Raw genomic sequence first — 13,622 nt, 5'->3', positions numbered from 1 at the left:
TGGCGCATGATTCAGCGCCTGCCGTCCTCGCTCACGCCGCTCGACGCTGCGCTCGCCGCGTTGCTGCGAGGCGTCGATCCTGTCGCGCCGATGGAGTTGCCGCTGGCGGAAGCGAGCGGCTGCGTCGCGGTGGGCGCTCCGCTGCTTGCCGCCTATCCCCCGCGCGACATTGCCGCCGCAGACGGTTGGGCGCTCTCCGCCAATGATCTCGTCGGTGCGTCCGCGTATTCGCCGCTGCCACTGGCGATGGCTCCTGCATGGGTCGATGCCGGTGAGGCGATGCCGGAGGGATGCGACTGCGTGCTCGACGCCGGTGCGGTCGAGCTGTCAGGTCCGCTCGCGCAGGTGTTGGCCGAGGCCGTGCCGGGGCAGGGCGTCAGGCGGGCGGGAAGCGACGTCGCAGCGCACACGCCCGCCGGCGCCGAGGGCTATCCGATCGGCGCGGCCGATCTGCTGATCGCGCGCGTCACGCATCTGGAAAAGTTCAGCGTGCGGCGGCCGCGGCTGCGCATCGTCAACGTGCCCGGCGCAACGGCAACGGCGCAGATGATCGCCGGGATCGCGCGCGCGTCGGGGCTGGAGGTGAAGACGTGTGAGGCCGGCGCGCGCGACGGAGCATCGATTGCCGAGACGCTCGACGCTTCCTCCTGCGATCTGCTGCTGACAGTCGGCGGCAGTGGCGTCGGCCGTGGGGATGCAGCTGTCGCGGCGCTGGCCCAGCGTGGCGAGGTGCTTGCCCATGGCCTTGCGCTCCAGCCTGGACGCACCGCTGCGGTCGGCCGGCTCGAAAAGGTTCCGATTGTCGCCTTGCCCGGCTCGCCCGATCATGCGCTCGCGGCCTGGCTCGCGCTCGTGCTGCCGCTCATCGATCACTTGTCGGCGCGCCGGCCACGCCGACAGCTGACCTTGCCGCTCGCACGCAAGATTGCATCCGGTGTGGGCATCGCAGAAATGGCCCTGCTGGTCGAGGAACATCATGCGTGGATGCCGCTTGCCGTGGGCGAATGGCCGCTCCAGGCCATCGTGCGCGCCGATGCATGGCTGCTCGTCCCCGCCAGCCACGAGGGATTTGCGGCGGGCACGCCGGTCGGTGCCTATCTGATGCGGGAATGATATGGGTTCCGGCATGACGATGATTCCGCGATCGCAAGAGCGCAGCGCGCTCGAACAGGAGCAATTCCTCAAGATCCTGTCGCGCGAGGAAGCGCTGGGACGTTTCGAGGCGGCGCTGTTCCCGCGGTCGATTCCGAGTGCACCGTGCAGGCTCGCCGATGCACTCGGTGCGGCGCTCGCCGAAGACGTCACGGCACCGATCGACGTTCCGCCGTTCGACCGCTCCAATGTCGACGGTTTTGCCGTCCGCTCCGCCGATGTCGTTGCGGCAGGGGAAGGTGCACCCGTTCGTCTCTGGCTCAATGATGAAGCCATCCACTGCGGCACGGCCCCGACGCTGCAAGTGGCGGCTGGGTCCGCAACGGCGATCGCCACCGGCGGTCCGCTGCCCCGCGGCGCCGACGCTGTCGTCATGGTCGAGCACACCCAGCCGGCAGGATCGGACGCGATCGAGGTCCGTCGCGCCACGTCTCCCGGGCAATTCGTCGCCTATGCCGGATCCGACATCGCGCGCGGCGAAGCGCTGCTGCGTGCGGGGACGATCATCGGTTCGCGCGAGATCGGCATGCTGGCCGCTTGCGGCGTCGCCGAGGTGAATGTCGCGCGCAAGCCGCTTGTGGCCGTCATCTCCACCGGCGACGAATTGGTGCAGCCAGGAGAGCTGCTCGCGCCCGCCGAGATCTACGACACCAATGGTGCGATCGTCACTGCTGCGATCGACGAGAATGGCGGCCAAGCGGTCTTCCTCGGCGCCATTCCCGACGATGAAGCCAAGCTCGAAGCCGCCATGCGCCGCGCGCTGGCGGATGCCGACATGCTGGTGCTGTCGGGCGGCACGTCGAAAGGCGCGGGCGACCTGTCCCATCGCATCATCGGCCGGCTCGGCCAGCCCGGAATCATCGCGCATGGCGTGGCGCTCAAGCCCGGCAAGCCGCTGTGCCTTGCGGTGTGCGACGGCAAGCCGGTGGTGATCCTGCCGGGCTTTCCGACCTCGGCGATGTTCACCTTCCACGACATGATCGTGCCGGTGCTGCGCAGGATGGCCGGGCTGCCGCCGCGCTCCGATGCCAAGGTCAGCGCGACCGTGCCGGTCCGCATCGCCTCGGAGCTCGGCCGCACCGAATTCGTCATGGTCTCGCTGGTCGAGGGGCGCGGCGGCCTGATCGCCTATCCCTCCGGCAAGGGGTCTGGTGCGATCACGTCATTCGCGCAGGCCGACGGCTTTTTGCGCATCCACGCGCTCGCCGACCAGATGCCGGCCGGGACCGAAGCCGAGGTAACCCTGTTCACGCCGCATGTGCGCGTGCCGGATCTCGTCATCGTCGGCAGCCATTGCACCGGCCTCGATCTCGTCACGGCACAGCTCGCGCATGCCGGTCTTTCCGTCCGCTCGATCGCCGTCGGCAGTCTCGGCGGGCTCGCGGCGGCGCGGCGCGGGGAATGCGATCTCGCGCCGATCCATCTGTTCGACGACAGAAGCGAGACCTACAACTCGCCCTATCTCGTCGAAGGGCTTGAGCTCGTTCCGGGCTGGCGGCGGATGCAGGGCATCGTCTTCCGCAAAGGCGACAAGCGTTTCGAAGACCTCAGTGCGAAGGAGGCGGTCGCGGCTGCGATCTCTGATCCCGCCTGCATCATGGTCAACCGCAATCAGGGCGCCGGCACGCGCATCCTGATCGATCGGCTGCTCGGCGGCGCCCGCCCGGAGGGCTATTGGAACCAGCCGCGCTCGCATAATGCAGTGGCCGCCGCCGTCGCCCAGCACCGCGCCGACTGGGGCATGACCATTGCGCCGGTCGCCCATGCGGGCGGCCTCGATTTCATTCCGCTCGCGGAGGAGCATTATGATTTCGCGCTGGTGACGGCGCGCAAAGACCGGCCGGCAGTGCAGGCCTTTCTCGATGCGCTCGGCTCGCATGAGGCGCGCGCGGCGCTGGAGCGCGCCGGATTTCGGCCTGCGTGAACGGCCCCGCATGCGGCCACGTCGTAAGCGCGCTAGGACGCCTCATCCAGCGCCGCCAGCCGCTCGGCCTCGGCGATGTCCTCGACAGTATTGGCATTGAAGAACGGGTCGAGCGGCTCGGTCGGCCATCTCACCGTCGCCAGCGGATAGCGCGCGGTCCAGCGGTCGATCTTGCGGAGGTCCTCGACCACGAGCGCGTGGCGTAGCTCCTCACGCATGTCCACGCGCCACAGACCGATCACCGGATGCGACTGATCGCCTGATGCCGCGACCGCGAGCTGCGCGTGCTCGCGCGCGCGCGCCTCATGCAGGCGGGTGACCAGATCGCGCGGCAGGAACGGGCAGTCGCCCGCGGCGCTGAGCACCCACTCGATGTTCGGCCGGTTCGCCGCGGTCCAGTCGAGCGCCGCGAGGATGCCGGCCAGCGGGCCGGGAAAGCCGGGCACGTCGTCGGCGACCACCTGCAAGCCGAACGCGGCGAAGCGCGCGGGATCGCCGTTGGCATTGAGGATCATCCCGTTGCATTGGGGTGCAAGGCGCGCGATCACACGCTCCAGGATGGTGCAGCCGCCGATGCTGCGCATTGGCTTGTCACCCCCGCCCATGCGCCGGGCGAGACCGCCGGCGAGCAGCACGCCAACAGTCGGCGGAACACTCGTCGCCGGAATCCTAGTCGTCACCACCTTCACCCTTGCGCTTGTGCTTGGCCGATTCCTCCTCGACGTAAGCGAGATTCTGGTCGTAGACGATGCGGTCCTCGCCCGCGAGTGCGATAAAGCGTTTTCCGCGCGTGCGCCCGACCAGCGTCAGCCCGACCTGTCTTGCGAGATCGACGCCCCAGGCGGTGAAGCCGGAGCGCGACACCAGGATCGGAATCCCCATCCGCACGGTCTTGATCACCATCTCCGAGGTGAGGCGTCCCGTGGTGTAGAGGATCTTGTCGGAGGCATCGACGCCGTGGCGGTACATCCAGCCCGCGATCTTGTCGACCGCATTGTGGCGGCCGACGTCCTCGGTGTAGCAGAGCGGGGTGCCCTCCTTGCACAGCACGCAGCCATGGATTGCGCCGGCCTCCAGATAGAGCGAGGGCATGGTGTTGATGGTCTGGGTCATCTGGTACAGCCACGAGGTGCGCAGCTCTGCCTTCGGCAGTGCGACGCTCTCGACCGCTTCCAGCAGGTCGCCGAAAGCTGTGCCCTGCGCGCAGCCCGAGGTCTGCGTGCGCTTCTTCAGCTTGGCCTCGAAATTGGTGTGATGTGAGGTGCGCACCACGACTACCTGCAGGTCGTCGTCGTATTCGACCTCAGTGACCTCGTCATTGTATTTCAGCATGTTCTGGTTCAGCAGGTAGCCGAGCGCCAGATATTCCGGATAGTCGCCGATCGTCATCATGGTGACGATCTCCTGCGAATTCAGGTAGAGCGTCAGTGGCCGCTCCATCGGCACCTTGATCTCGACCCTGGCGCCAGTCTGGTCAGTCCCGGTCACGCTCTGGGTCAGGCGCGGGTCGTCCGTGTCAGGGACGATCAGGGGCACCGGGGTCTTGTCGATCTTCATCATGGTTGCGAGGTTAGCATGACATTCGGATCAAGCCGATATAAGCATGGCGGGGAAAGGCCGGAGGTTCCATCGGCTCGTGAGCCGTTGGCGGAGATCGGGCGGTTATGAAAGTCATCGGGCTTGCAGGCTGGAGTGGGGCGGGCAAGACCACGCTGTTGACGCGGCTGATCCCGCATTTCAACGCGCAGGGCCTGCGTGTTTCCGTGATCAAGCATGCGCATCACCAGTTCGACGTCGACGTGCCCGGCAAGGATTCCTGGCGCCATCGCGAGGCCGGCGCGGCCGAGGTGCTGGTTGCTTCGGCGAACCGTTGGGCCCTGATGCACGAGCTGCGCGGCGCCAAGGAGCCGCGGCTGCCGGAACTGTTGAGCAAGCTATCCGCGGTCGATCTGGTCGTGGTCGAAGGTTTTAAGCGCGAGCCACATCGCAAGATCGAGGTGCATCGCGGCGCCAATGGCAAGCCACTGCTGTTTCCAGACGATCCCGGCATTGCCGGGATTGTCGCCGACGTCGCGGTTGACACCCGCCTGCCGACTGTCCATCTCGACGATATTCCGGCCGCCGCGGCTTTGTTGCTGCGCGCAGCGATGCCGGTCGACGAAGCGGTGGCAAAAAGCGCCGCGATGCGCTGACGAGGCACCATGGCGCAACTATCGGACGATTGCTTTGCCTTCGGCGGCCCGATGATGTCGGTGGATGAGGCCGTTGGCCTGATCACCACGCGCGTCAATGCGATCGCCGATCTCGAAACGGTTGCGCTCGTCGACGCGGACGGACGCGTACTGGCGCACGACATCGCAGCGCCTTTGCCGCTGCCGCCCTTCACCAACTCCGCCGTCGATGGTTACGCCGTGCGCAACGCGGATCTTCCGCAAAGCACCGAGCAAGCGTTGCCGCTCGACGGCCGTATCCAGGCCGGCGGCCTTGCACAGGCACCGATCAAGCCCGGCCACACCGCGCGCATCTTCACGGGCGCGCCGATGCCACTGGGCGCCGAAACCGTCTTCATGCAGGAAGATGTCCGCGTCGATAAGTCCGGCAAGGTGGTGCTGCCGCCGGGATTGAAGCCGGGTGCCAATGTCCGCCCTGCGGGCGAAGACATTCCCGAAGGGTACGTCGCGCTGCGCGCCGGGCAGCGCTTGCGGCCGCAGCATGTCGCTCTTGCGGCAGCATTCGGCCTGACCAGCCTCGACGTCGTCAGGCGCATCCGCGTCGCAGTTTTCTCGACCGGTGACGAGCTGGCCTCGCCCGGCGAGCCGCGCGCGGCCTCGCAACTGTTCGATTCCAACCGCTTCATGCTGATGGCGATGCTGCGCCGGCTCGGCTGCGAGGTCAGCGATCTCGGCATCTTGCGGGACGAGCGTACCTCGCTTGCACATGGCCTGAAGCAGGTTGCAGGCGATCACGACCTGATCCTCACCACTGGCGGCGTCTCGACCGGCGAGGAGGATCACGTCAAGGCGGCGGTTGAGAGCGTCGGCTCGCTGGTGCTGTGGCGGATGGCGATCAAACCCGGCCGACCGGTGGCGATGGGCGTCATCGACGGCACGCCGCTGATCGGATTGCCCGGCAATCCCGTTGCGAGCTTTGTCACCTTCGTGCATGTGGTGCGGCCGACGGTGCTGGCGCTGGCCGGTTCTCTGCCGGAGCCGCACTTGCCGATCCCTGTGCGTGCTGCGTTCACCTACAGGAAGAAGGAAGGCAGGCGCGAATATGTTCGCGCCTCCTTGCGGCGCGGAAAGGATGGCACGCTGGAGGTCATCAAGTTCCCGCGCGAGGGAGCCGGGCTATTGTCCTCACTGGTGGAGACCAGTGGCCTCGTTGAGCTTGGCGAAGACATCACGCAGGTCGAACCTGGACAGGACGTAGGCTTCTTGTTCTATGCCGATCTGCTCTAGCGGTCCTTGCGTTGACGCCATCGATCGGCCCCGCCATGGTGCGCCCATGACCAGAACGACGCTCGACCTCACCGGGTTAAAATGTCCGTTGCCCGCCCTGAAGACCCGAAAAGCACTGAAGCCGTTGCAGCCCGGCGATCAGCTCGAGGTTCACTGCACCGATCCCTTGTCGGTGATTGACATTCCGAACCTGATCCGCGAGACCGGCGACACGGTGGAGATCACAGAGCGCAACGACGCGCGTATCGTGTTCTTGATAGAAAAATCAAATCGTTCGATAGAGAGCGCTAATGGTGCGTCGCGTTCTTGAGAACGTTACCGCGCTGATACCGACCATTTGTCTATCGACATCGTTCATGGCTTCTGCAAATTGGCTTTCTCCGTTCAGGCGCGGAGGTTGAGTCTTGTCTGCGACACGCTGATCGACGGGCCGCGCTCACAATGCCTGTATGTCGTATAGGGCATAGCATCCCGCCCGAGGGGTTAGCATTTCGGATGCGCGTGACGATCCTGACGCGCGTCGAATCATTGAGCGGAGCAGCAGGGACATTTGGCTGCGTCGCTGGACTGGAGATCAGGATCTTAGGGCAGGCTGCTCAGAAGGGCGGCCTCAGGGGAGGAATGCATGGCTAGTGTTGAGAGCGCCGGGACCATTTCGGGCCGTGGCGCGGGGGTTCTTGATCGCGAGCGGACCATCGCGACCGCCGGATTCAACCGCTGGCTGGTGCCGCCGGCGGCGCTGTGCATTCATCTCTGCATCGGCATGGCCTATGGCTTCTCAGTGTTCTGGCTGCCGCTTTCCCGAGCCATCGGCATCACGGCGCCGAAAGCCTGTCCGGATATGTCGCTGTGGCAAGAGCTCTTCACCACCACCTGCGACTGGAAGGTTGCGAGTCTGGGATGGATGTTCACCCTGTTCTTCGTCGTGCTCGGCGTTGCCGCCGCTGTTTGGGGCGGCTGGCTCGAGCGGGTCGGTCCGCGCAAAGCAGGCTTCGTTGCTGCGCTATGCTGGTGCGGTGGCCTGCTGCTTGGCGCGATCGGCATCTATACCCATCAGCTCTGGATCATGTGGCTGGGCTCCGGCGTGATCGGCGGCATAGGTCTTGGTCTCGGTTACATCTCGCCAGTGTCGACGCTAATCAAATGGTTTCCCGACCGCCGCGGCATGGCGACCGGCATGGCAATCATGGGTTTCGGTGGCGGCGCGATGATCGGCGCGCCATTTGCCAACCTCCTGATCAACTACTTCAAGACCTCGACCGATGTCGGTGTATGGCAGGCCTTCGTCGTCATGGCCGTCGTCTATTTCGTCTTCATGACCATTGGCGCTTTCGCTTATCGCGTGACGCCGGCTGGCTGGAAGCCTGAGGGGTGGACGCCGCCGAGCGAGAAGAAGACGATGATCTCCGAGCATCACGTCCATCTCAACAACGCGCACAAGACGCCGCAGTTCTGGCTGATCTGGTGGGTGCTGTGTCTGAACGTGTCGGCGGGCATCGGCGTGATCGGAATGGCTTCTCCGATGCTCCAGGAAATCTTTGCTGGCAAGCTGATCGGACATCCGGAGCTTACCTTTGGTCAGCTCTCGGTCGAGCAGAAGACGGTCATCGCTGGAATTGCGGCGGGCTTCGCCGGCCTGCTATCGCTGTTCAACATCGGCGGCCGCTTCTTCTGGGCAACGCTGTCGGACACGATCGGCCGCAAGAACACCTACTACACGTTCTTTATTCTCGGCATCGTTCTCTACGCGCTGGCGCCGACCTTTGCGGCCATGGGCTCGAAGCTGCTCTTCGTGCTCGGCTTCGGCATCATCCTGTCGATGTATGGCGGTGGATTCGCGACCGTGCCGGCCTATCTCGCCGACATGTTCGGCACCCAGTTCGTCGGCGCCATTCACGGCCGGCTCCTGACGGCGTGGTCCACCGCAGGCATCATCGGCCCGGTCGTGGTGAACTACATTCGCGAGTTCCAACTCGCGGCGGGCGTTCCGCGCGACCAGCTCTACAACACCACGATGTACATTCTTTGTGCGATGCTGATCGCTGGCATCATCTGCAACTACCTGGTCAAGCCGGTCGATCCGAAATGGTACATGAGCGAGGCCGACGTCGCCAAGTTGCAGGCGGCGAATGCGGGCGCCGCCACCGTGCAGACCGGCTCGTTCGGAATCGGCACCGGCGGCCTCGATGTCAAGGCAGCACTGTTCTGGCTCTTCGTCTGCGTTCCGCTGGCGTGGGGTGTCTACAAGACGCTCGAGAGCGCGGTTAAGATCCTCTGATCGCGCAAACCTCTTCGTGGCGTACAGGGCATGCGGCCTTATTGGCCGCATGCCTTTAAATGCCTATTTGAGCGCGAGAATTCTCTTGGCATCTGGTATGCCAGGGCCTAGGATTAGATATGTTCCAAGAAGGGCTACGAGACGCAGCGATGAGCCACGACGTGCAACAGGTCCGCTCGTTCGAACATCCCGGCGGTGGCCGGAAGCGAGCCAAGGCGACCTCCAAGGGACGACAGGTCGACCCCACGGCCGCGCACGAAATCGAGCAGCTGCTCGGCGACAGGCCGCGGCGGCGCGACCTGCTGATCGAACATCTGCACCTGATCCAGGACAAGTACCACCAGATTTCGGCCGCGCATCTCGCCGCGCTCGCCGACGAGATGAAGCTCGCCTTTGCCGAGGTGTTCGAGACCGCGACCTTTTACGCGCATTTCGACGTGGTGAAAGAAGGTGAGCCTGACATCGCCCCGCTGACGATCCGCGTCTGCGATTCGCTGACCTGCGCGATGCTCGGCGGCGAAAAGCTGCTGCAAGATTTGCAGAGCGCATCGGGTCCCGGCATTCGCGTGGTACGCGCGCCCTGCGTCGGCCGTTGCGATACGGCGCCTGCCGCTGAGGTCGGCCACAACTTCGTCGACCACGCGACCGTCGCCAATGTCATGGCGGCCGCGAAGGCCGGCGACACTCACGCGCATCTGCCGAAATATGTCGATTACGACGCCTATGTTGCCGGCGGCGGCTACAAGCTGCTCAATCGCCTCCGCTCCGGCGAATTACCGAAGGACGACCTGCTGAAGGCGCTCGATGACGCTTCGCTCCGCGGTCTCGGTGGCGCCGGCTTCCCGACGGGGCGCAAATGGCGTGCGGTGCTGGGCGAACCCGGCCCGCGCTTGATGGCGATCAACGGCGACGAAGGCGAGCCCGGCACGTTCAAGGACCGCTATTATCTCGAAACCGATCCGCATCGCTTCATCGAGGGCATGCTGATCGGCGCGCATGTGGTGCAAGCCTCCGACGTCTACATCTATCTGCGCGACGAATATCCGGCCTCACGCGAGATCCTTGAGCGCGAGATCGCCAAGCTCCCGCCGGGCGGTCCGACGCTGCATATGCGCCGCGGCGCCGGTGCCTATATCTGCGGCGAGGAATCCTCACTGCTGGAGAGCATCGAAGGCAAGCGCGGCCTGCCCAGGCACAAGCCGCCTTATCCCTTCCAAGTCGGCCTGTTCGGCCTGCCGACGCTGATCAACAACATCGAGACGTTGTGGTGGGTGCGCGACATCGTCGAGAAGGGAGCCGACTGGTGGAAGGGCAATGGCCGCCATGAGCGGCATGGCCTGCGCAGCTTCTCGGTCTCGGGCCGCGTCAAGAATCCCGGCATGAAGCTCGCGCCTGCGGGCATCACCGTGCGCGAGCTGATCGATGAATATTGCGGCGGCATGGCCGACGGCCATCAATTCTACGCGTACCTCCCGGGCGGCGCGTCGGGCGGCATCCTGCCGGCGTCGATGGACGACATCCCGCTCGATTTCGGCACGCTGGAGAAATACGGCTGCTTCATCGGCTCCGCCGCGATCGTGATCCTGTCGCACAAGGACAGCGTGCGCGCAGCGGCACTAAACCTGATGAAGTTCTTCGAGGACGAGAGCTGCGGTCAGTGCACGCCGTGCCGCGTCGGAACCCAGAAGGCCGCGCTGCTGATGCAGAAGCCGGTCTGGAACCGGGCCTTGCTGGAAGAATTGAGCCAGGCGATGCGCGACGCCTCGATCTGCGGGCTCGGACAGGCGGCATCGAATCCGCTGTCCTCGGTAATCAAATATTTCCCTGACGAGTTCAAGGAAGCGGCCGAATGACCAAGATTACGTTCGAGCTCGACGGCAAGCAGGTCGAAGCGAAACCCGGCGAGACGATCTGGCAGGTGGCCCAGCGCCAGGGCCGCGAGATCCCGCACCTCTGTTATTCGCCGGCTCCCGACTATCGCCCCGACGGCAATTGCCGTGCCTGCATGGTCGAGATCGAGGGCGAGCGCGTGCTCGCGGCGTCCTGCAAGCGCACGCCGTCGGTCGGCATGAAGGTGAAGACCGAAAGCGCGCGCGCCGTCGCTGCGCAAAAAATGGTGATGGAGCTGCTCGTCGCCGACCAGCCGGCGCGTGAGACCTCGCACGATCCGGATTCCAAGTTCTGGCATTGGGCCGAGACGACGGGTGTCACCGAGAGCCGCTTCCCCGCTGCCGAGCGCTGGGCGACCGACGCGAGCCATCCGGCGATGCGCGTCAATCTCGACGCCTGCATCCAGTGCGGCCTGTGCGTGCGTGCCTGCCGCGAGGTCCAGGTCAACGACGTCATCGGCATGGCGTACCGCAATGCCGGCGCCAAGATCGTGTTCGACTTCGACGATCCCATGGGGGAATCAACCTGCGTCGCCTGCGGTGAATGCGTGCAGGCCTGCCCGACCGGCGCGTTGATGCCGGCCGTGATGCTCGACGACAAGCAAACGCGCGTCACCTATCCCGACAGGAAGGTGGATTCCCTCTGCCCGTTCTGCGGCGTCGGCTGCCAAGTGACCTACGAGGTCAAGGACGAGAAGGTGATCTACGCGGAGGGCCGCGACGGCCCCGCCAATCACAACCGCCTCTGCGTCAAGGGCCGCTTCGGCTTCGACTACATCCACCATCCGCACCGCCTGACCAAGCCGCTGGTGCGGCTGCCGAATGCGAAGAAGGATGCCAACGACCAGGTCGACCCGGCCAATCCCTTCACTCATTTCCGCGAAGCGAGCTGGGAAGAAGCGCTCGACATCGCGGCCAAGGGTCTGGTCAAGATCCGCGATGAGAAGGGCGCGAAGGCGCTGGCGGGCTTCGGCTCGGCCAAGGGTTCGAACGAAGAGGCCTATCTGTTCCAGAAGCTGGTGCGTACCGGCTTCGGTTCGAACAACGTCGATCACTGCACCCGTCTGTGTCATGCCTCGTCCGTGGCAGCGCTGTTCGAAGGCCTGAGCTCGGGCGCGGTGTCGGCGCCGTTCTCCGCAGCCATGGATGCCGAGGTCATCGTCGTGATCGGCGCAAATCCCACCGTGAACCATCCGGTCGCGGCGACCTTCATCAAGAACGCGGTCAAGCAGAACGGTGCAAAACTGTTCGTGATGGATCCGCGCCGGCAGTCGCTGTCGCGTCATGCGACCAAGCATTTGCAGTTCAAGCCGGGCTCCGACGTCGCCATGCTGAATGCGATGATCAACACGATCATCACCGAAGGCTTGACCGACGACCAATACATCGCCGGCTATACCGAAGGCTTTGACGAGCTCAAGGAGAAGATCAAGGAGTTCACGCCGGAGAAGATGGAGCCGATCTGCGGCGTCCCGGCGCAGACCTTGCGCGAGGTCGCGCGGACCTATGCGCGCGCAAAATCGTCGATCATCTTCTGGGGCATGGGTATCAGCCAGCACGTCCATGGCACCGACAATGCGCGCTGCCTGATTGCGCTGGCGCTGATCACCGGGCAGGTCGGCCGTCCCGGGACCGGCCTGCATCCGCTGCGCGGCCAGAACAACGTGCAGGGCGCCTCCGATGCCGGCCTGATCCCGATGTTCCTGCCGGATTACCAGCCGGTCGGACGCGACGACATGCGCGGCGCTTTCGAGAAGCTGTGGCAACAGGATCTCGACCCCGTCCGCGGCCTGACCGTGGTCGAGATCATGAACGCCATCCACGCCGGCGAGATCACGGGCATGTACATCGAGGGCGAGAACCCCGCGATGTCCGATCCCGACCTCCAGCACGCACGCCACGCGCTGGCCATGCTCGATCATCTCGTGGTGCAGGATCTCTTCGTTACCGAGACCGCGTTCCACGCCGACGTGATCCTGCCGGCCTCGGCCTTCGCCGAGAAGGACGGCTCCTTCACCAACACCGACCGCCGCGTGCAGCTCGCGCGCCAGGTGATCAAGCCGCCCGGCGATGCGCGGCAGGATCTCTGGATCATCCAAGAGATCGGCAAGCGCATGGGGCTGCCGTGGAATTACTCCGGCCCCGGCGACGTCTACACCGAAATGGCGGAGTTGATGCCGTCGCTGAAGAACATCACCTGGGAACGGCTGGTGCGCGAAGGCGCAGTCACCTATCCGGCCGACGCTCCCGACAAGCCCGGCAACGAGATCATCTTCACCACGGGCTTCCCGACGGCGAGCGGCCGCGGCAAGATCGTGCCGGCCAAGGTCATTCCGCCGGACGAGCTGCCCGACGCCGAATATCCGATGGTGCTGTCGACGGGCCGCGTGCTCGAGCACTGGCACACCGGCTCGATGACGCGCCGCGCGCAGGTGCTCGACCAGATCGAGCCCGAGGCGGTCGCGTTCATGTCGCCGAAGGACATGCGCAAGAAGAGGCTCGCGCCGGGCGACTTCATTCGCCTGGAGACCCGCCGCGGCGCCGTCGAGGTCAAAGTGCGCTCCGACCGCGACGTGCCGGAGAACATGGTGTTCATGCCGTTCTGCTACGCAGAGGCGGCGGCGAACCTGTTGACCAACCCGGCGCTCGATCCCTTCGGCAAGATCCCGGAATTCAAGTTCTGCGCGGCCAGGGCCGAACGCGTGGAAATGCGGGACGCTGCGGAGTAGGGGAGAGCCGCGATACGATCGCTCGGGCTGCTCCCAAATCAGTGTCATGCTCCGCGAAGGCGGGGCATCCAGTACGCCGCGGCCCATCGGTTTGATCACAGTCGTCTCGGAGTACTGGATCACCCGGTCCCGTCTCCGCGAAGCTACGCCGGGCCCCCAGTGGTGCTCGGCCGGCGTGCTGACGGCTCCCCC

General features: G+C 65.2%; 10 protein-coding genes. 8 read left to right on the top strand and 2 right to left on the bottom strand.

Annotation, left to right across the window (positions count from 1 at the left end; translation table 11 throughout):
• Positions 1-6 precede the first annotated feature (6 nt).
• Together IVA91_RS02010 and IVA91_RS02005 are read left to right on the top strand one after the other, a co-directional pair.
• Entirely contained in the window at positions 7-1,113 is a 1,107-nt protein-coding gene (locus IVA91_RS02010; RefSeq protein ID WP_247280791.1) for a molybdopterin-binding protein, read from the top strand.
• Positions 1,114-1,126: 13 nt separating this feature from the next.
• Positions 1,127-3,076 (top strand): molybdopterin biosynthesis protein, encoded by a 1,950-nt coding sequence (locus IVA91_RS02005; RefSeq protein WP_247280790.1) that lies wholly within the window; start codon positions 1,127-1,129, stop codon positions 3,074-3,076.
• A gap of 32 nt (positions 3,077-3,108) precedes the next feature.
• Here the strand turns inward: IVA91_RS02005 and mobA are convergent, their stop codons facing one another.
• On the bottom strand, positions 3,109-3,744 hold the full coding sequence (gene mobA, locus IVA91_RS02000) for a molybdenum cofactor guanylyltransferase MobA (RefSeq protein ID WP_346015461.1): 636 nt from the start codon (positions 3,742-3,744) through the stop codon (positions 3,109-3,111).
• 1 nt (position 3,745) lies between these two features.
• The gene (fdhD, locus tag IVA91_RS01995; RefSeq protein WP_247280789.1) at positions 3,746-4,636 is read right to left on the bottom strand and encodes a formate dehydrogenase accessory sulfurtransferase FdhD; all 891 of its coding nucleotides are present in this window, start codon (positions 4,634-4,636) and stop codon (positions 3,746-3,748) included.
• 104 nt (positions 4,637-4,740) lie between these two features.
• Between fdhD and mobB the strand changes: the two genes are divergently transcribed.
• From mobB to fdhF, 6 genes are all read left to right on the top strand, one after another.
• On the top strand, positions 4,741-5,268 hold the full coding sequence (gene mobB, locus IVA91_RS01990; protein WP_247280788.1) for a molybdopterin-guanine dinucleotide biosynthesis protein B: 528 nt from the start codon (positions 4,741-4,743) through the stop codon (positions 5,266-5,268).
• Between the two features lie 9 nt (positions 5,269-5,277).
• On the top strand, positions 5,278-6,534 hold the full coding sequence (gene glp, locus IVA91_RS01985) for a gephyrin-like molybdotransferase Glp (protein WP_247280787.1): 1,257 nt from the start codon (positions 5,278-5,280) through the stop codon (positions 6,532-6,534).
• Positions 6,535-6,580: 46 nt separating this feature from the next.
• A complete protein-coding gene (locus IVA91_RS01980; RefSeq protein WP_247280786.1) occupies positions 6,581-6,844 on the top strand; it encodes a sulfurtransferase TusA family protein in 264 nt (87 codons plus the stop codon).
• Positions 6,845-7,159: 315 nt separating this feature from the next.
• The gene (locus IVA91_RS01975; protein WP_247280785.1) at positions 7,160-8,812 is read left to right on the top strand and encodes an OFA family MFS transporter; all 1,653 of its coding nucleotides are present in this window, start codon (positions 7,160-7,162) and stop codon (positions 8,810-8,812) included.
• 149 nt (positions 8,813-8,961) lie between these two features.
• Entirely contained in the window at positions 8,962-10,665 is a 1,704-nt protein-coding gene (locus IVA91_RS01970) for an NADH-ubiquinone oxidoreductase-F iron-sulfur binding region domain-containing protein (protein ID WP_247280784.1), read from the top strand.
• A complete protein-coding gene (gene fdhF, locus IVA91_RS01965) occupies positions 10,662-13,430 on the top strand; it encodes a formate dehydrogenase subunit alpha (protein WP_247280783.1) in 2,769 nt (922 codons plus the stop codon). The genes IVA91_RS01970 and fdhF overlap by 4 nt, the downstream gene beginning before the upstream one ends.
• Positions 13,431-13,622: the final 192 nt, after the last annotated feature.

The sequence above is a fragment of the Bradyrhizobium sp. 153 genome, from assembly GCF_023073835.1.
In the GTDB taxonomy this organism is placed as follows: domain Bacteria; phylum Pseudomonadota; class Alphaproteobacteria; order Rhizobiales; family Xanthobacteraceae; genus Bradyrhizobium.
Note: the sequence above shows the minus strand (reverse complement) of the source record. Positions and strands in the feature narration are given on the sequence as shown.

Coding starts and splice junctions, on each gene's coding strand:
- IVA91_RS02010 (WP_247280791.1), top strand. CDS start 7: ATGATTCAGCGCCTGCCGTCCTCGCTCACGCCGCTCGACGCTGCGCTC.
- IVA91_RS02005 (WP_247280790.1), top strand. CDS start 1,127: ATGACGATGATTCCGCGATCGCAAGAGCGCAGCGCGCTCGAACAGGAG.
- fdhD (WP_247280789.1), bottom strand. CDS start 4,636: ATGATGAAGATCGACAAGACCCCGGTGCCCCTGATCGTCCCTGACACG.
- mobB (WP_247280788.1), top strand. CDS start 4,741: ATGAAAGTCATCGGGCTTGCAGGCTGGAGTGGGGCGGGCAAGACCACG.
- glp (WP_247280787.1), top strand. CDS start 5,278: ATGGCGCAACTATCGGACGATTGCTTTGCCTTCGGCGGCCCGATGATG.
- IVA91_RS01980 (WP_247280786.1), top strand. CDS start 6,581: ATGACCAGAACGACGCTCGACCTCACCGGGTTAAAATGTCCGTTGCCC.
- IVA91_RS01975 (WP_247280785.1), top strand. CDS start 7,160: ATGGCTAGTGTTGAGAGCGCCGGGACCATTTCGGGCCGTGGCGCGGGG.
- IVA91_RS01970 (WP_247280784.1), top strand. CDS start 8,962: ATGAGCCACGACGTGCAACAGGTCCGCTCGTTCGAACATCCCGGCGGT.
- fdhF (WP_247280783.1), top strand. CDS start 10,662: ATGACCAAGATTACGTTCGAGCTCGACGGCAAGCAGGTCGAAGCGAAA.